22 protein-coding genes are annotated in these 16,377 nt (G+C 71.3%); 15 read left to right on the top strand and 7 right to left on the bottom strand.

Annotated features, from left to right (window positions below; all coding sequences use genetic code 11):
• Window positions 1–141: 141 nt before the first annotated feature.
• Entirely contained in the window at window positions 142–360 is a 219-nt protein-coding gene (locus EAO73_RS03365; RefSeq protein ID WP_147969943.1) for an MbtH family protein, read from the bottom strand.
• A gap of 555 nt (window positions 361–915) precedes the next feature.
• On the opposite strand from EAO73_RS03365, the gene thpR reads away from it, so the two are divergent.
• Together thpR and EAO73_RS03355 are read left to right on the top strand one after the other, a co-directional pair.
• The gene (gene thpR, locus EAO73_RS03360) at window positions 916–1,533 is read left to right on the top strand and encodes an RNA 2',3'-cyclic phosphodiesterase (RefSeq protein ID WP_147969942.1); all 618 of its coding nucleotides are present in this window, start codon (window positions 916–918) and stop codon (window positions 1,531–1,533) included.
• Window positions 1,534–1,684: 151 nt separating this feature from the next.
• A complete protein-coding gene (locus EAO73_RS03355) occupies window positions 1,685–2,245 on the top strand; it encodes a hemerythrin domain-containing protein (protein WP_147969941.1) in 561 nt (186 codons plus the stop codon).
• Window positions 2,246–2,261: 16 nt separating this feature from the next.
• On the opposite strand, the gene EAO73_RS03350 is transcribed toward EAO73_RS03355, so the two are convergent.
• Complete coding sequence (locus EAO73_RS03350) at window positions 2,262–2,789, bottom strand: hypothetical protein (RefSeq protein ID WP_147969940.1); 528 nt, start codon at window positions 2,787–2,789, stop codon at window positions 2,262–2,264.
• Between the two features lie 174 nt (window positions 2,790–2,963).
• Between EAO73_RS03350 and EAO73_RS03345 the strand changes: the two genes are divergently transcribed.
• The gene (locus tag EAO73_RS03345; protein WP_147969939.1) at window positions 2,964–4,511 is read left to right on the top strand and encodes an FAD-dependent oxidoreductase; all 1,548 of its coding nucleotides are present in this window, start codon (window positions 2,964–2,966) and stop codon (window positions 4,509–4,511) included.
• A 13-nt stretch (window positions 4,512–4,524) separates the two neighbouring features.
• Here the strand turns inward: EAO73_RS03345 and EAO73_RS03340 are convergent, their stop codons facing one another.
• The 3 genes from EAO73_RS03340 to EAO73_RS03330 form a co-directional block, all read right to left on the bottom strand.
• Window positions 4,525–5,646, bottom strand: coding sequence for a lipid II:glycine glycyltransferase FemX (locus tag EAO73_RS03340; RefSeq protein ID WP_147969938.1), 1,122 nt, complete (start codon window positions 5,644–5,646; stop codon window positions 4,525–4,527).
• 117 nt (window positions 5,647–5,763) lie between these two features.
• On the bottom strand, window positions 5,764–7,134 hold the full coding sequence (locus tag EAO73_RS03335) for an MFS transporter (protein ID WP_147969937.1): 1,371 nt from the start codon (window positions 7,132–7,134) through the stop codon (window positions 5,764–5,766).
• Window positions 7,131–7,847 carry a TetR/AcrR family transcriptional regulator gene (locus EAO73_RS03330; RefSeq protein WP_147969936.1) on the bottom strand — a complete coding sequence of 239 codons (717 nt, stop codon included), beginning with the start codon at window positions 7,845–7,847 and terminating at the stop codon, window positions 7,131–7,133. The genes EAO73_RS03335 and EAO73_RS03330 overlap by 4 nt, the downstream gene beginning before the upstream one ends.
• Window positions 7,848–7,972: 125 nt before the next feature.
• On the opposite strand from EAO73_RS03330, the gene EAO73_RS03325 reads away from it, so the two are divergent.
• From EAO73_RS03325 to EAO73_RS03275, 11 genes are all read left to right on the top strand, one after another.
• Window positions 7,973–8,293 carry a gas vesicle protein gene (locus EAO73_RS03325; protein WP_147969935.1) on the top strand — a complete coding sequence of 107 codons (321 nt, stop codon included), beginning with the start codon at window positions 7,973–7,975 and terminating at the stop codon, window positions 8,291–8,293.
• Window positions 8,294–8,326: 33 nt separating this feature from the next.
• Window positions 8,327–8,770, top strand: coding sequence for a gas vesicle protein GvpJ (gene gvpJ, locus EAO73_RS03320; RefSeq protein ID WP_147969934.1), 444 nt, complete (start codon window positions 8,327–8,329; stop codon window positions 8,768–8,770).
• 3 nt (window positions 8,771–8,773) lie between these two features.
• On the top strand, window positions 8,774–9,523 hold the full coding sequence (locus tag EAO73_RS03315; RefSeq protein WP_147969933.1) for a GvpL/GvpF family gas vesicle protein: 750 nt from the start codon (window positions 8,774–8,776) through the stop codon (window positions 9,521–9,523).
• Window position 9,524: 1 nt separating this feature from the next.
• The gene (locus EAO73_RS03310; RefSeq protein WP_147969932.1) at window positions 9,525–9,794 is read left to right on the top strand and encodes a gas vesicle protein GvpG; all 270 of its coding nucleotides are present in this window, start codon (window positions 9,525–9,527) and stop codon (window positions 9,792–9,794) included.
• Window positions 9,787–10,626 carry a histone protein gene (locus EAO73_RS03305; protein ID WP_147969931.1) on the top strand — a complete coding sequence of 280 codons (840 nt, stop codon included), beginning with the start codon at window positions 9,787–9,789 and terminating at the stop codon, window positions 10,624–10,626. The genes EAO73_RS03310 and EAO73_RS03305 overlap by 8 nt, the downstream gene beginning before the upstream one ends.
• A gap of 6 nt (window positions 10,627–10,632) precedes the next feature.
• Entirely contained in the window at window positions 10,633–11,691 is a 1,059-nt protein-coding gene (locus EAO73_RS03300; RefSeq protein WP_147969930.1) for an SRPBCC family protein, read from the top strand.
• Window positions 11,684–12,049 carry a gas vesicle protein gene (locus EAO73_RS03295; RefSeq protein WP_147969929.1) on the top strand — a complete coding sequence of 122 codons (366 nt, stop codon included), beginning with the start codon at window positions 11,684–11,686 and terminating at the stop codon, window positions 12,047–12,049. Before EAO73_RS03300 ends, EAO73_RS03295 begins: the two co-directional genes overlap by 8 nt.
• 29 nt (window positions 12,050–12,078) lie before the next feature.
• On the top strand, window positions 12,079–12,873 hold the full coding sequence (locus EAO73_RS03290; RefSeq protein WP_147969928.1) for a GvpL/GvpF family gas vesicle protein: 795 nt from the start codon (window positions 12,079–12,081) through the stop codon (window positions 12,871–12,873).
• A gap of 2 nt (window positions 12,874–12,875) precedes the next feature.
• Window positions 12,876–13,103 carry a gas vesicle protein gene (locus EAO73_RS03285; RefSeq protein ID WP_018524463.1) on the top strand — a complete coding sequence of 76 codons (228 nt, stop codon included), beginning with the start codon at window positions 12,876–12,878 and terminating at the stop codon, window positions 13,101–13,103.
• Complete coding sequence (locus EAO73_RS03280) at window positions 13,100–13,378, top strand: gas vesicle protein K (RefSeq protein ID WP_147969927.1); 279 nt, start codon at window positions 13,100–13,102, stop codon at window positions 13,376–13,378. The genes EAO73_RS03285 and EAO73_RS03280 overlap by 4 nt, the downstream gene beginning before the upstream one ends.
• A gap of 142 nt (window positions 13,379–13,520) precedes the next feature.
• The gene (locus EAO73_RS03275; RefSeq protein WP_147969926.1) at window positions 13,521–13,976 is read left to right on the top strand and encodes an Asp23/Gls24 family envelope stress response protein; all 456 of its coding nucleotides are present in this window, start codon (window positions 13,521–13,523) and stop codon (window positions 13,974–13,976) included.
• A gap of 15 nt (window positions 13,977–13,991) precedes the next feature.
• Here the strand turns inward: EAO73_RS03275 and EAO73_RS03270 are convergent, their stop codons facing one another.
• A complete protein-coding gene (locus tag EAO73_RS03270) occupies window positions 13,992–14,873 on the bottom strand; it encodes an RNA polymerase sigma factor SigF (protein WP_147969925.1) in 882 nt (293 codons plus the stop codon).
• A gap of 147 nt (window positions 14,874–15,020) precedes the next feature.
• Window positions 15,021–15,623, bottom strand: a complete 603-nt coding sequence (locus tag EAO73_RS03265) for a flavodoxin family protein (RefSeq protein ID WP_147969924.1) — start codon at window positions 15,621–15,623, stop codon at window positions 15,021–15,023.
• A gap of 238 nt (window positions 15,624–15,861) precedes the next feature.
• Here EAO73_RS03265 and EAO73_RS03260 point away from each other — a divergent pair, with 238 nt between their 5' ends.
• Window positions 15,862–16,215, top strand: coding sequence for a PRC-barrel domain-containing protein (locus EAO73_RS03260; RefSeq protein ID WP_147969923.1), 354 nt, complete (start codon window positions 15,862–15,864; stop codon window positions 16,213–16,215).
• Window positions 16,216–16,377 lie beyond the last annotated feature (162 nt).

Raw genomic sequence — 16,377 nt, 5'->3', positions numbered from 1 at the left:
CACTTTCAGTCGGCGCCCGCTCGATCACCACTCCGAACTGATCAATTACGCTCGGACTGGAACACAATTGATCAGTTCAGGCAGGAGTGGCGGGCCGCCCGGACCGGGCGGCCCGCACGACCCGACGGCCTCCGCGCCGCCCTATCCGGCGTCCGACTCCATGGCCCGTACCAGGCCGGCGGGCCGCATGTCCGTCCACGCCGCCTCGATCGCGTCGAGACATTCCTGTCGCGAACCCTCCGGGCCGCCGACGCTCCATCCGCCCGGAACCTCGATGTGCGCGGGCCACAGCGAGTACTGCCCCTCGCCGTTCACCAGCGTCACGAACCGCCCCGACTCGTCATCGAAAGGATTGGTCACGACCGTCCCCCACTTGTTTTCTCACATGCCACCGCATGTTCTTCAGATATATGCGGGCCCGCCGCGCGGAATCACCGCACCCCCACCACCGAGCCGCCCACCCCTTCCGCGCGACCTCGGCCACACGGGACGGAGATACGTTACGCCTCGGGATACCGACGTGACGCCGATGGCCGGCCGGTCTTCCGGCTTCGCCCGTTCACGTCAATCACCATAGATGACCTCCGACAGCCGAAGAGACGAATTCGGCCCATTACTTATGGAGGCGCACGGCCGCGATCCGGACGAAGGCCGGCCCGCGACATATGCCAGGCCCACTCCCCCGGAAATATCCGGCCACACAATGTCCCGATTGTGCACGTTTCGCTGAATACGACCCGCGCAAATCCGGATAACCGCCGGCGTACGCCCCTTCAGCCGCGGGCACGCACCGATCGCGCCGCGCTCCCGTGCGCCGGGTGCGCGCCCCATACCCAACCCATGGCCTTTTCTCTCACCCTGAGTAACATTTCCTCGGGCGCGGCCCACCCACCCGGCGGAGGCGGCCCGGTCCGTATGCGATACCAATGCCGTGTGACCGAAGAGAACCCGCCCGCGACCGTTCGCGTGTTCATCGCCCTGGCCCCGCCCGACACCGCGAAGGACGAACTGGCCCGGGAACTGCGCCCGGTGTACGACACGCATCCGCAGGTGCGGTGGAACCGCGTCGAGGACTGGCACATCACCCTGGCGTTCCTCGGTGAGATCCCGGTGGCGGCCGTCCCGCTGCTGCGCCCGCCGCTCGCCGAACTCGCCTCGTCCCACCCGGCTCCCCGCCTGGCCCTGCACGGCAGCGGCACGTTCGACGAACGGGTGGCGTGGAGCGGGATCACCGGGGACCTCGACGGACTGCATCTGCTCGCCGCCGGCGTCCGGTCGGTGGTGGCGGACCGCGGCATCGCCCTGGAGAACCGGCCGCTGCGCCCCCATCTCACCCTGGCCCGGGTCCGCCGGGGCGACCACACGTCGGCCGGCGAGATCGCGGCACGGCTCACGGAGTTCCGCGGCCACTCCTGGCCTGCCGAGCGCCTGCACCTGGTCGGCAGCAACGCGGGACGCAGCCCCGGGCAGATCCGTTACCGCGACATCGAGGCGTGGCCGCTCGCCGCGGCGGTGCCCGGCGCCCGGTCGTGAGGCGTCGCGGCAGGCCGTTACGCCAGCCTGCGCAGCGTGGGGCGTGGCTCCGTGTGTTGGTGGGGTTCGGGGGTACCCCTGTGGAACGGTGGGCTGACTTCGGCTCGCACCACACCAGCGGACACCGCTCAAGCGGAGAGGGATCTCACTGATGGGACACGGCGGAAATGTGATCGCGGAGCTCACCACGGACCACCGCGAGGTCGACGAACTGTTCGCGAAGATCGAGGCCCAGCCGGTCGGCGACGAGCAGCGCAGGAAGCTCGCCGACGAGCTGACGATCGAACTGGTCCGTCACTCCGTGGCGGAGGAGATGCACCTGTACCCGGTGGTGCGGCGGTACGTGGACGACGGCGACGACATGGCCGACAAGGAGCTGGAGGACCACGCGAAGGTGGAGCGGCACCTCAAGGAGCTGGAAGGGCTGCCGGCGGACGATCCGCAGTTCGACCACCTGGTGGCGACGCTGAAACTGGAGGTCGGCGAGCACGTGCGCGACGAGGAGAACCGGCTCTTCCCGCTGCTCGCGGCGGCCGTCTCCCCCGAGACCCTGGACCAGTTGGGCGAGAGGATCCGGGCGGCGAAGAAGACCGCCCCGACCCGTCCGCACCCCTCCGTCCCCGACACCCCGCCCGGCAACAAGATCCTCGGCCCCGGTGCCGGGCTGGTCGACCGGGCCCGCGACCTGCTGAGCGGCCGCGGCAGGAGCTGAGCCGTCCGCCGCGCGCTCAGCGGGCGCGGGCAGGACCGAGGCGCAGCCGGTCGAGCAGGTCCGCCTGGTGGAGGCGGGCTATCGGCTCCAGCAGATCGGGGTGGCGCAGCAGCGCGGTGGCCGCCAGATCGTGCGCGCCGGGTTCGGTCAGGCGACGGAATTCCGCGGGGCCGGCCACGATGTGCTCGCACCGGTCGAGTGCCCGCACCGCCTCCCTCGCCGCGTCGGACGCGGTGAGCAGATGGGCGGCCCAGCTGGCGACGACCTCGTCCACCCAGCTGCGCCAGGCCAGATCCTGCGGACTGCACGCCGCGTGGCCTTCGGCGCCGGTGAGCGCGTCGAGCCGGGCCGAACCGCCGGGGCCGGTCAGGACCACCAGGGCGGCGTCCAGGTCCGTGGGGTAGCGCAGCCACGTGGCCACGGTGACGGCCTGGCGGGCCTGCGCCTCGGCCAGGGCAGCGGTGAGCGGGCCCCCGCCGGCGGGGAAGGCACCTGTCAGCCACCGGGTGGTGGCGGCTATGAGCGGGGAAAGGTCTGCGGGCATCGGGGCGTCCCCTCGGGTGCTGGATCGCCGTGCAGACTACTGCGCCGGCCCTCGCTCCCCGTATGACCCAGGGCACGTCCCGGCCGTGGCCCGCGTCATGGGCCGCCGTCGCCGGCGGCGGCCGGACCAGGAAGCAGCGGGCCCGCCGGCCCGGAACGATCGGGAGAGCACACCATGACCCACCCCCGCCCCCTGCCCGGACTGGACGAGTCCTTCTGGATGGACACCACCGCCGCGCCGGACCACCCGTCCCTGGCCTCGGACACCGATGCGGACGTCGTCGTGATCGGCGGCGGGATCGCGGGCCTGAGCACGGCATGGGAGCTGAGCCGGACGGGGCGCAGCGTGGTGGTGCTGGAGGCGGACCGCATCGCGGCGGGAGTCACCGGCTACACCACGGCCAAGGTCTCCGCGCTCCAGTCCCTGGTGTACGACAGGCTGCGGCGGACCAGGGGCGTGGACGCCACCCGGCTGTACGCGGCGTCGCAGCAGGATGCGGTGGACCGGGTGGCCGGCATCGTCGAGGAGCTGCGGATCGCGTGCGACCTGGAGCGGGTGAGCGCGTACGCCTACGCGGCATCGGAGGCGTCACGGCCGCTGATCGAGGCGGAGGCGCGCGCCGCCGTAGAGGCGGGTCTCGACGCCGCGTACGTCACCGGGACCGACCTGCCGTTCCCGGTGGCCGGGGCGGTACGGGCCGGAGGCCAGGCCCAGTTCCACCCGCGCAAGTACCTGCTGGCCCTGGCCGGGGACCTGGTCGCGCGCGGGGGCCGCGTCTTCGAGCGCAGCCGGGTCACCGGTCTCGCGGAGGGCACACCGTGCCGGGTGACCAGCGAGTCGGGGCGGACAGTGACGGCCAGGAACGTGGTGGTGGCCACGCACTACCCGGTCTTCGACCGCGCGATGCTGTTCGCCCGGCTCTCGCCCCGGCGGGAGCTGGTCGTCGCGGCGCCGATCGCGGCGGACGAGGCGCCTGAGGGCATGTACATCACGGAGGACGAGGGGAAGCGCTCGGTGCGCTCCGCCCCGCTCGACGACGGCAGGCGTCTGCTGATCGTGACCGGGGAGAGCTTCACACCGGGCACCGGGGACCCCGCGGAGGGGTTCCGCCGGCTCGACGGCTGGATGCACGAACGGTTCCCGGTGGGCCCGACGGCGTACCGGTGGGCGGCGCAGGACAACGATCCCAGCGATACGGTGCCGCTCATCGGGCCGTTCCACATCGGGGCCCGTCATACGTATGTGGCGACCGGTTTCGGCGGCTGGGGCATGACCGGTGGGGTGCTCGCCGGCCGCCTGCTGACCTCACTCATCTCCGAGGGGACCCCGGCGCTGCCGTGGGCGGAGCTGTACGACCCGCGTCGGCTGGGCAGCGCGGTGCGCGAGGCGGGGTCGCTGCTGGGAGCGCAGGCGGAGGTGGCGAAACACTTCGTCGGCGACCGGCTGCGCGTCAGCCACCTGGACTCGGTGAGCCAGGTCCCGCCGGGCACGGGGGCGGTGGTCCGGGTGAAGGGCCGTCGCTGCGCCGTGTACCGGGAACCGGACGGCAGCGTGCGTGCGGTGTCCGCGCGCTGTACGCATCTGGGGTGTCTGGTGGCGTTCAACGAGGCCGAGACGGCGTGGGAGTGCCCGTGCCACGGATCGCGTTTCGCTGTCGACGGGACGGTCCTCCAGGGCCCGGCGGTCCGGCCGCTGGAGGTGCTGGACCCCGGCGAGGGGTGAATCCCGCAGGGCGCTACCGCCGGGCCATGTACAGGTTGAACGCCTTGTGCAGGACCTTGTTGAGCGGGTAGTTCCACTCGCCGGCGTACTCGGCCGCCTGTCCCCCGGTGCCGGCCTTGAAGCGGAGCAGGCCCAGCAGATGGTTGCTCTCGTCGAGCGTGTCGGTCGTGCCCCGGAAGTCGTAGACGTGCGCGCCCAGGGCGTGGGCGTCGCGGATCATCTGCCACTGGATGGCGTTGTTGGGCTGGACCTCGCGCCTGCGGCTGGTGGAGGCGCCGTACGAGTACCAGACGTGGCCGCCGACGGTGAGCATGGTGGCCGCGGCCAGTACGTCCCCGTCGTGCGCCGCGAGGTAGAGCCTCATCCGGTCCGGGTGTTCGGCGGTGAGCGCCTTCCACATGCGCTGGAAGTACTCCAGGGGGCGGGGGATGAACCGGTCGCGTTCTGCGGTCTCGGTGTAGAGGGCGTAGAAGGTGTCCAGGTCGGCGTAGTCGCCCCGGACGACCTTGACGCCGGCCTTGTCCGCCTTCTTGATGTTGCGGCGCCACAGCTGGTTGAAGCCGCTCAGGATCTCGTCGAGCGAGCGGCCCGCGAGGGGAAGCTGGAAGACGTAACGCGGCTGGCCTGCGGCGAAGCCCTCCTCGCTGTCGCCGCCGGACTGCTGCCAGCCCGCGGCCCGCAGACGGTCCATCAGCGCGAAGGCGCGTGGGTCCTGTTCCGTGGGGGCGACCTCGCCGAGGCGGTGCGCCTCCGGGTCGGCGACGGCCTCCTTCACGGTGGCCGCGTCCCAGCGGCGGGCGACGACGGGCGGGCCCATCTTCACGGTGAACGCGCCCTGCCCCTTGAGGTGGTCGAGGAGCGGCTTCAGCCACCGGTCGAGGTCGTCGTCGTACCAGTCGATCACGGGCCCTTCGGGGAGATAGGCGAGGAAGCGCTTGAGCTTCGGGAGCGGCCGGTACAGGACCAGGGCCACGCCGGTGATCCGGCCGGTGTCGTCGAACCAGCCGAGGCTCTCCGCCCGCCAGTCGGGTTTCACCTCGCCCCAGGACGGGACCTGCATGTGACTCGCCGACGGCAGGCTGTCGACGAACGCCAGGTGCTCGTCCCGGCTGATCGTCCTCAGGCGGAGGTCCATCGGTCTGCTCCTCGTTCACCGGTCGTGATCCTCTGGCAGCGTACTGGCGGCCGCCGTGACCCACGAGGCGAGCGCTCCGGGGGCAGGCGTTCGGGCGAGGCGCCTGCCGGGTCGGGATCAGCGCCGGGGCAGCAGCGACGCCGGGAGCAGGCCGAGCGCGGCGAGGGCGGCGACCGCCGGCAGCGCCTGCCCCATGCCGGGCCATGGACCGGCGAGGGCCGATTGCGCCGGTGCGGTGAGGGGCATCAGCCCGGCGGCGACGGCGATCCCGAGCGTCGGACCCACGTTCATGGCGGTCTGCTTGAGGCCCCCGACCACCCCCGCGTATCCGGGTGGCGCGTCCCCGACGACGGTGCCGGTGGCGGTGACCATGACGGCGGTGAAGCCCGCGCCCAGGAGCGCGAGGACCAGGCCCGTCCCGGTCCAGGAGGCCCCGGGGGACAGCTGGGAGAGGCCCAGGACGGCGGCCACGACGCCCATCTGGCCCGTGAGCGCGGTGCGGCGAGGCCCGAACCGGGTCAGGGCGGCCGATGCGACGGGCGCTCCGGCGATCATGAGCAGGGTCAGCGGCAGGCAGCGCAGTCCGCAGGCGAGCGGGTCGAGGCCGAGGCCCTGCTGCAGGAAGAAGGTGACCACGAACAGCGCGCCGAACAGCCCGCCGGAGGTGGTGAGCAGCAGCGCCATCGAGGCCATCACGGGCACCGAGCGCGTCACCGCCGGCGGCACGACCGGCTGTGCGCTGCGGCGTTCGTAGCCGATCAGTGCCGCCCCGAGCAGCGCGCTCAGCAGAAGACCGAGCCCGGTCCCGGCGCCGGTCCAGCCCTCCTCCGGGATACCTGCCAGGGTGTGGACGAGGACGGCGAGCGCGGCGGCCAGCAGGGCGCCGGCGGCGAGGTCGAACCGGCGGAACGCGACGCGCGGCACGTCCGGGACGCGTACGGCGAGGGTGAGGGCGGCGATGGCGAGGGCGGCCGGGATGTTGATCAGGAACACGGCCCGCCACCCCCAGTGCGTGACCAGCACTCCGCCGAGCACCGGGCCGGCCGCCGCGGCCACCCCGATCGCGCTGGTGCGCAGGGCGACCACCGCGCCGAGCCGGTCCGCCGGGTACACGAGCCGGAGCAGGGCGAGCGTCGCCGGTTGCAGGAGGGCGCCGAACACGCCCTGGGCGGCGCGCGACGCGATGACCCAGCCGATGCCCGGAGCGAGCCCGATGCCCGCCGACGCGGCGCCGAAGCCGAGCGCCCCGACGCACAGCAGCCTCCGGTGCCCGTACCGGTCCCCCAGCCGCCCGGCGACGACGAGGAGGGCGGCGACGGCGAGCAGGTAGCCGGTGCTCGTCCACTGGACCTGGGTCACCGTCGCCCCGAGATCGCGTCGCAGCTCCGGCTGGGCGATGAGCAGCACCGTGCCGTCCAGGGCCACGATCATCGCGCCCGCCACCGAGGCCAGGAGCGCGGCGTGGGGCCGCACCGCGGTGGTCGTCACGGGTTCACCCGGCCGAGATGGCCGTCGAGCACCGCCGTGACGAGGGGGTCCGGCCCATCGGCGCCCTCGGGAAGCGAGGTGCCCAGGGCGAGCGGGAGGGCTCCGCTCGCCCGGAGTACGGCGATGCCGTGCAGGTTGGTCCACAGGGCGGCCGCGGTCACGGCGGGCGGCGGGGCGGATGCGTACGAGGGGCCCGTGCAGCGCGCCCTCCAGTGGTCGCGGTCCCGGGCGACGAGCTCGACGAGGTGCGCGAACAGCGGGAGGGTCGAGTCGCGCAGCCGCGGCCGGTCCGTCGTCCCGGCGTCGGCGGGGGCCGCCTCGGACCGCGCCCCGCCCTCCTGTGCCCCGGCCGGCCGCGCGTCACCCGCATGGGCCTCGCTGTCGAGCAGGTCGTGGCGGAACATCAGCTCGAACATGCCGCGGTGCTCCGCAGCGTGGACCAGGAACGCCTCAGCGAGGGCCCGCAGCCGGTCGCGCGGGGTCCGTACTCCCTCCGTAGCCGCCGCCAGCCGGGCGGTGAGGTCGGTGAAGCCCCGCCGGGCGATGGCGGAGAGCAGGGAGTGGTGCGTCGGGAAGTAGCGGCGTGGCGCCCCGTGGGACACCCCCGCCCGGCGGGCGATCTCGCGCAGTCCGAGCGCGGCGGAGCCTTCGGTCATGACGAGGTCGACGCCCGCGTCGACCAGGCGTTCCCGCAGGGGGTTCGAGTGATCCATAGACAGTGTCTACCAGGCGGACGTAGACACTGTCTACGGGGCCGTGCGTGTGGGCACCGCGCAGCGCACGTCCCAATGACCTCGCCCAAGATGCGGGGGCGGCGAGAGTGAGCAGACTGGGTGCCATGGCAGACCAGCGGCGCTCCCATGCCGGAACCACGAAAACGGCGACCACTCGTCGCGCCTCGTCCGCACGGGGCCCCGAGCATGCGGCCCGCGCTGCCTGCCAGAGCCTGGCGGGTCTCATCGACCACCACACGGAGGGCGTGTCCGCCGTCCGGCGCACCGACGACGGCTGGTGCGTCGTCGTGGACGTTCTCGAAGTGCCCCGGATTCCGGACACGACGAGCCTCCTCGCCTCCTACGAGGTGCAGCTGGACCGGTCCGGTGAGCTCCTGGAGTACCGCAGGGTCCGCCGGTACCGCCGGGGCGCCGCCGACGAGTGAGCCGCGTCCACTCCCCTGCCGGAAGGACATTCCATGACCGCGACCACCTACTCCGACGAAGTCGTCGCCTGCCCGCCGCGCGCCGGCACTCTGTACGACGTCCTGGAGCTGATCCTCGACCGGGGCATGGTGATCGATGTGTTCATCAGGGTCTCCCTGGTCGGCATCGAGATCCTGAAGATAGACGCGCGCATCGTCGTCGCGAGCGTGGACACCTATCTGCGGTTCGCCGAGGCGTGCAACCGGCTGGACCTGGAGCGGGACTCCGGCAGCACCACGGTTCCGGAGCTGATCGGCGGCGGTGCCGCCAAGTCGATCGGCAAGCGGAAGGTGCGCAGGGCGGCCGAGTCGGTGGGCGACACCGTACGCAAGGCGGTCGGCGGTGACGAAGCGGAGGAGGAGCCGGAGGAGCGGCCGAGGAAGCGGCGTGCCCCGGCGCGCAGCAGTGAGAGCCGGCGCCGCCGTGTGGAGGCCTGAGCCGTGACAGCCGACGGGGTGTACGTCTACGCGATCACCCGGGCGGACATCACCCTGCCGGACGGGCAGGGCGGGGTGGGCGGCCCGCCTGCCCGCCTCCGGATCCTCCGGCACGGCCGGCTGGCCGCCGTCGTCAGCGACGCTCCCCCGGATCTCCGGGCACGTCGCCGCGATCTGCTGGCTCATCAGGACCTGCTGCTGCGCCTCATGGACGAGGGGCCCGTACTGCCCATGCGGTTCGGCATGGTCGCTCCCGGCCGGGACACCGTGCTGCGGCAGCTGGCGGCCGACGAGGCGGCTCACACGAAGGCCCTGGAGCGGCTCGCGGGCTGCCACGAGATCAACGTCAAGGCGCTGGCGGCCGAGGACGCGCTCGCCGATGTCGTCGCCGAGGACAGCACCGTACGCAGGCTCCGTGACACCGCGCGCCGGCGTCCGGGGTACGAGGCCAGTCTGCGGCTGGGCGAAGCGGTGGCCGCCGCCCTCGCACGCCGGGCGTCCGAGGCGGGACGACGGCTGCTGCGGGAACTGACGCCGAGGGCGCGGGCGGTGGCGGCGGGCCCGGAGGTCCAGGGGTGCGCCCTCAACGTCTCGTTCCTGGTGGAACGCGGTGCCGGTGAGGACTTCATGGCCGAGGCGCACCGGTTCGCGGGCGCCCACCGGAGCCATGTGCAGGTCCGTCTGGCCGGGCCGCTGCCGTGCTACAGCTTCGTGGCCGCCGAGGCCCGCCCGGCGTCTGTGGGCGGTGGCTGAGATGGGCCTGATCACCGGACTGCTCACCTTGCCCGTCGCCCCTGTCCGGGGGGTGGTCTGGGTGGCGGAGAAGCTTCACGACGCGGCGGAGCGGGAGCTTCACGATCCCCACGTCCTGCGCACGCAACTGGCCGTACTCAACCAGGAGTTGGAGGCCGGGGACATCACGCCGGAGGAATTCGAACGGGAAGAGGAGCGGCTGCTCGACCGGCTGCACGCCGCTCGGACGGGCCGAGAGCCAAACGATCGAAGGTGGCGTACTCATGGATGACCAGGCGAAAGTGGCACTCGCGGCCGCGGTAGTGGGCGGCTACGTGCTGGGCCGGACCAAGAAGGGCCGGATGGCCCTGACCGTGGCGACGTACCTGGCGGGCAGACGGTTCGGGCTCGAACCCCGCCAGCTCGCCGCGGAGGGCGTGCGCCGCCTCGGCGAGGTCCCCCAGTTCGCCGAGCTCCAGGAGCAGCTGAGGGGCGAGGTGATGGACGCGGGCCGCAAGGCCGTGACGGCGGCGGCCAACCGCCGCATGGCGTCAGTGGCCGACACGATCAGCGACCGCACCGCCCGCCTCATCGAGGGTCCGCGCGAGGAGGACGTGTACGAGGACGAGTACGACGAGGACGAAGAGGAGCCGGAGGGCGGGGACGCCCCGTACGAGGACGAGGACGAGCCCTGGGACGAGGACGAGGACGAGGACCAGGGCTACGAGGACGAGGAAGAAGACGAAGAGGGAGAAGAAGAGGAACCGGAGCCGGAACCGGAAGAAGAGCACGCGCCTCCCCGCCGGCGGCCGGCCCGCAAGGGCGACGCCGGAAAGGCACCGGCCAAGAAGGCCGCGAAGAAGACCGCGAAGAAGACCGCTCCGGCCAAGAAGGCGGCACCCGCCAAGAAGTCCGCCACGAAGAAGGCCGCCACGAAGAAGCCGGCGGCGAAGAAGAGCGCTCCCGCCAGGAAGGCGGCTCGGGCCAAGAAGGCGGCGCCGAAGAAGACGGCTCCCGCTAAGAAGGCCGCGGCCAAGAAGACCTCTCCGGCGAAGAAGACCGCCGCGAAGAAGACGTCGTCGTCCAAGCGGACCGCTTCCAAGCGCACCGATCGTCGGAGGTAGCGAGTCATGGCCAGGACAGAACAGGACGAGCGCGACGAGTCCGGGACACAGGATTCGGGTCTCGACAGACTCCGGGAGGAACTGTCGGGCTTCCTCAGCGCCAAGGTGGAGGACCTCGCGGGCAAGGCGAGCGGCAAGCTGACGGATGTCGCGCAGCAGCTCACCGACTCCGCGGACAGCGGCGGCTCCCTGCCCGCCGTCGCCTCCCGTGTCCTCCAGGGCGAGTCCCCGCTGAAGTCGTTCGTCTCGGAGAAGGCCAAGGGTGTGAAGGACAACGTCACGGAGAAGGCCAAGGAGGCGTTCGGCGGCGGCAAGGGCAAGAGCAAGTCGGGCGGCGGCGGCAAGTCGATGAACATCGTCGAGGTGCTCGACGTCGGTGTGCCGCTGCGTACCGCGTACGACTACTGGACCCAGTACGACCGCTTCAGCAGCTTCGCGAAGGGCGTCCAGGACGTATCGACGAGCGACGAGGCCACGAGCGACTGGAAGGTCAAGATCGGGCCGTCCTCGCGCAGCTTCAAGGCGACCGTCCAGGAACAGATCCCCGACGAACGCATCGTCTGGACGTCGGAGGGCTCCAAGGGCACCACGCGCGGCGCCGTCAGCTTCCACGAGCTGACGCCGAACCTGACGCGCATCGTGCTGGTCGTCGAGTACTACCCGTCGGGCTTCTTCGAGAAGACGGGCAACCTCTGGCGCGTCCAGGGGCGCCGTATCCGCCTGGACTTCAAGCACTTCCAGCGGTACGTCACGCTCACCGACGAGGAGCCCGACGGCTGGCGCGGCGAGATCCGCGACGGAGAGGTCGTCGTCTCCCACGAGGACGCCGTGGCCGAGGAGGAGGAGTCCGAGGGCGACGAGGAGGAGCCGGAGGACGACGAGGCCTACGAGGACGAGGACGAGGACGAGGACGAGGACGGCGAGGGGGACGACGAGGACGAGTGGGAGGACGACGAGGAACCGGAGGACGACGAGGAAGAAGAGGGCAAGGAAGAGGACGACGAGGACGAGGAGCCCGAGCCCGCTCCCGCCAGGCGGCACGGGCGGAGGTCCCGGCGTGACTGACCTCGACTTCCGGCAGGACGCCTACGCGCCCTCCGGTCCGCAGACCACCAACCTCGCCGACATCCTCGAACGCGTCCTGGACAAGGGCATCGTCATCGCCGGCGACATCAAGATCGACCTGCTGGACATCGAGCTGCTCACCATCCGGCTGCGCCTCTTCGTCGCCTCCGTCGACACGGCGAAGAAGGCCGGCATCGACTGGTGGGAGACCGACCCCGCGCTCAGTTCGCACGCGGCGCGCAACGCCCTCCAGGACGAGAACCGGGAGCTGCGCGCCCGTCTGGAAGCCCTGGAGTCGGGGACGTCCGACGCGCAGGAGCCGCAGGAGTCCGGAACGAAGCCCTCGTCCCGGAGATGAACCGAGGCGAACCGAGGAGAACCGAGTACATGACCGAGGACACCCCCGCGCCCGCCGGAGCCGAGGCCGTCTACGTCTACGCGGTGTGCCGTGCCGAGGAGCCACCCGTCCTCGCCGGGCCGTCGGGCGTCACGTGCGAGAGCCCCCTGCGCGCGCTGGCCGTGGGCCCGGCGCTCACGGCGGTGGTGCAGACCGTACGGGCGGCGGATTTCACCGACGAGGCGTGGCAGGCGCGCCTCGCGGACGAGCCCGAGCTCGAACGGTACGCGCGGGCCCATCACGACGTCGTGTGCGCGGTGGCGGACCGGTACCCGACGGTGCCTCTCCCGCTGGCGACGCTGTACCACGACGAGCAGCGGGCGCGGGCCTCGCTGGTCCGGGAGTCGCAGCGCTTCCACGCGGCCCTGGAGCGTACGGCGGGCCACTCCGAGTGGGGCGTGAAGGTGTACGTGGCCGACGCACCGGGCCGGCGGGCCGCCGAGGCCGCCCCGCAGCGCCCTTCCTCCGGGGCCGGCCGGGCCTATCTCGACCGGAAACGGGGCCTCCGGGACCGGCGCGAGCAGCAGCGGACGGACGGGCTGCGGATCGCCGAGGTCGTGGACGCGGGCGTGAGCGGTCTGGCCACGGCGTCGCGCAGGCTCCCGCCGCACGGCGCGCGCGTACCGGACGAACGGCGCACCCAGGTGCTCAACGCCACCTATCTGGTGGCCGAGGACCGCGCGGCGGAGCTGGCTCGGCTGGCCCAGAGCCTCCGGGAAGGGACGGGGGCGCAGGTCGAGCTGTCGGGGCCCTGGGTTCCGTACTCCTTCGTGGGCGAGGTGTAGGGGTGGAGCGCGCTGTCGTGCCGTGGGACGGGCCCGAGCCGCTGAGCGGGCCGATCGGCGTGCCGCTGGTCGATCTGCTGGACCGGGTGCTGGCGACCGGTGTGGTGATCAGCGGGGACCTGGTCATCGCGATCGCCGACGTGCCGCTCGTACGCCTGTCGCTGCACGCTCTGCTGTCGTCGGTCAGCGAGCGTGTGCCGGCGCCCTGGGCGGACGGGGGGCCGTTGTGACGGACGCGCGGGTCGATCTGGACTCCGGCAAGGTGGGCCAGGACCTGGTCACGCTGGTGCTCACGGTGGTGGAGCTGCTGCGCCAGCTGATGGAACGGCAGGCGATCCGGCGGATCGACGAGGGTGATCTCACGGACGAGCAGACCGAGGAGATCGGTACCACGCTGATGCTGCTGGAGCAGCGGATGACCGAGCTGTGCGAGCAGCACGGTGTGCGGCCCGAGGATCTGAACCTCGACCTCGGGCCGCTCGGGTCGCTGCTGCCGCGCGACTGACCGGAGGGATGCTCCCCCGCCGGCGGCCACCCGAATGGCGGGGGTGCGGGACCCGGAGGACAGTGGGAGAGGGGGCGGAACGGCGGAACGACTTCCGTCGGCAGGCCCCCTCTCCCCCGACAAGCTTCCGTGTGAGGAACTCATGGCGACCAACGAAAGCGTCAGCGGCACCCGGCTGGAAGGCGGCGCGGCGGGCGGTACACGAGGCACGACGACCATCGCGGACAACGTGGTGTCGACGATCGCCGGAATCGCGGTACGCGAGACCGACGGCGTCTACTCCGTGGGCAAGGGCGCTTCACGCGCGCTCGGCGCCGTCAAGGACAGGGTCTCCCGCTCCAGCGACCCCGGACGGGGTGTCAAGGTGGAGGTCGGCGAGAAGGAGACCGCCATCGACCTCGACATCGTCGTCGAGTACGGTTCCCCCATCGTGGAGACCGCACGCAACATCCGTACGAACGTCACGGACGCGGTGCAGACGATGACCGGTCTCGATGTCGTCGAGATCAACATCAACGTCACGGACGTGCATGTCCCGGGTTCGGACGACGACGAGGACGAGGACGAGACGTCCGGCAGTTCCTCGCGCGTCCGGTGAACCGAGGGACAGTGCTCAGTCCTCGGTGAGGATGCCTTCGCGGAGCCTGCCGAGTATGCGGGCGATGAGCCGTGAGACGTGCATCTGGGACAGGCCGAGGCGTTCACCGATCTGGGACTGCGTCATCTCCTCGCCGAAGCGCATCTGGACGATGGCGCGCTCCCGTTCGTCCAGCGTCTCCAGCAGGGGCGCCAGGGCGTGCAGGTTTTCGACCAGCTCCATTCCGGGGTCGCACTCGCCGGTGATGTCCGCGTGGGTGCGGCTGACTCCGCTGGGGCTGTCGGTCTCCGCCCCGTCGAGGGGTACGTCGAGCGAGTGCGCGGTGTAGCCGTTGGAGGCGACCAGTCCCTCGATGACGTCCTCCTCGCTGAGGTCGAGGCGTTCGGCCAGTTCGGCGACCGTGGCCTCGCGCCCGAGGGTGGTGGCGAGTTCCTCCTTGGCCTTGGCGAGGGTGACCCGGAGTTCCTGGAGCCGCCTGGGCACGTGGACGGACCAGGTGGTGTCCCGGAAGAAGCGCTTGATCTCACCGACGATGTAGGGGATCGCGAATGAGGTGAACTCGACCTCGCGGCTGAGTTCGAAGCGGTCGATGGCCTTGATCAGCCCGATGGTCCCCACCTGGATGATGTCTTCCATCTGGCCGTTGCCGCGGTTGCGGTAGCGGGCGGCCGCGAAGTGCACCAGGGTGAGGTTCATCTCGATGAGCGTGTTGCGGGCGTACTGGTACTCGGCCGTGCCCTCTTCGAGGGTCTGCAACCGGTCGAAGAACAGCTTGCTGAGTGCACGGGCGTCCTTGGGCGCGACCTTCAGCGGGTCGGCTATCTCCGGAAGTGCTGCCGGCGCATCGGTCGTGGACCCCGCCACCTGCACGGATACGGATGTCGACATGGCGATCATTCCCCTTTCATCGGACGTCGGCTGCTTACGCGTGCGCGAAACTGCGACTACCCGGAGCCATGCGTTCCACACACGCGCGACAAAAGCCGTACCGCCGAAGCCCCCTGACGCGGCGGCGACAAGGGGCCGAGAGGGAGAGGAACCCCGTCAGCGCGGGGGGTAGGGCGCGTCGGCCAGGACCCGGGCGAGGTGCGCGGCGTTTACGGCCATGGTGTGGGTGGTGGACCTGACGGCCTCGGGGGTCTCCTCCAGATCCTGGTAGTCGGTCCCGTGCTGGGCCTCCCCGACCCAGTAGCTCACCGCTCCGGGCGCCAGGGTGAAGCCGAGGTCGTTGAGCCCCTGGAAGACATCGGCGCTCACCTTGTGGGCGCCGTCCTCGTTGCCGACGACGGCCACCATGGCGACCTTGCCGTAGGGCAACTGCCGTCCCTGGCCGTCGGTTTCGGAGATGTCCGCGTTCAGCCGTTCCAGCACGCGCTGGCACAGGCTCGACGGATGCCCGAGCCAGATCGGGGTGGCCAGCAGCAGGATGTCCGCCGCCAGTACCTTCTCGCGCAGCCGGGGCCACTCGTCACCGTCGCCCATGTCCTGGGCGATCCCGGGCCGCACCTCGTGGTCGACGATCCGCACCGTTTCGCCCCGCACTCCCAGATCGGTGAGTTCGGCCATGATCTGGTCGGCCAGGAGCTGGCTGCTCGACGGCTTCGGTGACGGGGAGAGGGTGCAGACGAGCGCGAGTGCTCGGGTCATGGGAGGGCTCCTGACGGTGCGGGGCTGATGTTCGGAGATCCGGCTCGGGCCGTTCCCCCACCCGGTCCGGCGCACTTTCCACTATGGGTGTTCCCTGTGGAGTGCGCCCGGTGCAATGGGATACGGAACCGCCTTCCCTGCCTTCGCCGAGAAAGTCGCGGATTCTCCGTGAATACCGGGCCGGAGGTGGGGCACGCGGAGTTTCGAGAAGCAGTCGATCTCGACGAAGGAGCGTTTTATGAGTGACAACATCTGGGGCTACCAGCCGACCTCGGGCCACACCGCCGGTACCGACCTGATCGGTTTCAAGGTCGAAGCCGCCGACGGGAGCATCGGCAAGGTCGACAAGCACTCGGACGAAGTCGACTCCTCGTACCTCGTGGTGGATACCGGTGTCTGGATCTTCGGCAAGCACGTGCTGCTGCCGGCCGGCACCGTGCGCAGCGTCGACCTGGACGAGCGCAAGGTCTTCGTCGGCCTCACCAAGGAACAGATCAAGAATTCTCCCGAGTTCGACAAGGACAAGCACACGGACGACCCGGGGTATCACGAGGAGATCGGTGGCTATTACCACGGCCACCGTCGCATCTGAGCCACGGTACAAAAAGGTGGTCCGGCCGGGAATTCCCGGCCGGACCACCTTTCCGTTTGCCCCGTTCCGGGACCGAGCGGCCCGGTCAGCCGAATGGCGCCCTGAACTGGCGCCCCACAGGGACGGGGCGGTTGGCTCTTTCCCAGTGCGCAGACCTCTGCC

It is taken from the genome of Streptomyces sp. col6 (assembly GCF_008042035.1).
Classification (GTDB): Bacteria; Actinomycetota; Actinomycetes; order Streptomycetales; family Streptomycetaceae; genus Streptomyces.
This window is presented reverse-complemented; position numbering and strand designations above follow the sequence as displayed.

What these genes read in the sequence shown, in the direction of transcription:
- EAO73_RS03265 (WP_147969924.1), bottom strand. Translation starts at nt 15,623, where the DNA reads ATGACCCGAGCACTCGCGCTCGTCTGCACCCTCTCCCCGTCACCGAAG.
- thpR (WP_147969942.1), top strand. Translation starts at nt 916, where the DNA reads ATGCGATACCAATGCCGTGTGACCGAAGAGAACCCGCCCGCGACCGTT.
- EAO73_RS03260 (WP_147969923.1), top strand. Translation starts at nt 15,862, where the DNA reads ATGAGTGACAACATCTGGGGCTACCAGCCGACCTCGGGCCACACCGCC.
- gvpJ (WP_147969934.1), top strand. Translation starts at nt 8,327, where the DNA reads ATGACCGCGACCACCTACTCCGACGAAGTCGTCGCCTGCCCGCCGCGC.
- EAO73_RS03310 (WP_147969932.1), top strand. Translation starts at nt 9,525, where the DNA reads ATGGGCCTGATCACCGGACTGCTCACCTTGCCCGTCGCCCCTGTCCGG.
- EAO73_RS03325 (WP_147969935.1), top strand. Translation starts at nt 7,973, where the DNA reads ATGGCAGACCAGCGGCGCTCCCATGCCGGAACCACGAAAACGGCGACC.
- EAO73_RS03270 (WP_147969925.1), bottom strand. Translation starts at nt 14,873, where the DNA reads ATGATCGCCATGTCGACATCCGTATCCGTGCAGGTGGCGGGGTCCACG.
- EAO73_RS03350 (WP_147969940.1), bottom strand. Translation starts at nt 2,789, where the DNA reads ATGCCCGCAGACCTTTCCCCGCTCATAGCCGCCACCACCCGGTGGCTG.
- EAO73_RS03275 (WP_147969926.1), top strand. Translation starts at nt 13,521, where the DNA reads ATGGCGACCAACGAAAGCGTCAGCGGCACCCGGCTGGAAGGCGGCGCG.
- EAO73_RS03330 (WP_147969936.1), bottom strand. Translation starts at nt 7,847, where the DNA reads ATGGATCACTCGAACCCCCTGCGGGAACGCCTGGTCGACGCGGGCGTC.
- EAO73_RS03340 (WP_147969938.1), bottom strand. Translation starts at nt 5,646, where the DNA reads ATGGACCTCCGCCTGAGGACGATCAGCCGGGACGAGCACCTGGCGTTC.
- EAO73_RS03345 (WP_147969939.1), top strand. Translation starts at nt 2,964, where the DNA reads ATGACCCACCCCCGCCCCCTGCCCGGACTGGACGAGTCCTTCTGGATG.
- EAO73_RS03355 (WP_147969941.1), top strand. Translation starts at nt 1,685, where the DNA reads ATGGGACACGGCGGAAATGTGATCGCGGAGCTCACCACGGACCACCGC.
- EAO73_RS03305 (WP_147969931.1), top strand. Translation starts at nt 9,787, where the DNA reads ATGGATGACCAGGCGAAAGTGGCACTCGCGGCCGCGGTAGTGGGCGGC.
- EAO73_RS03290 (WP_147969928.1), top strand. Translation starts at nt 12,079, where the DNA reads ATGACCGAGGACACCCCCGCGCCCGCCGGAGCCGAGGCCGTCTACGTC.
- EAO73_RS03300 (WP_147969930.1), top strand. Translation starts at nt 10,633, where the DNA reads ATGGCCAGGACAGAACAGGACGAGCGCGACGAGTCCGGGACACAGGAT.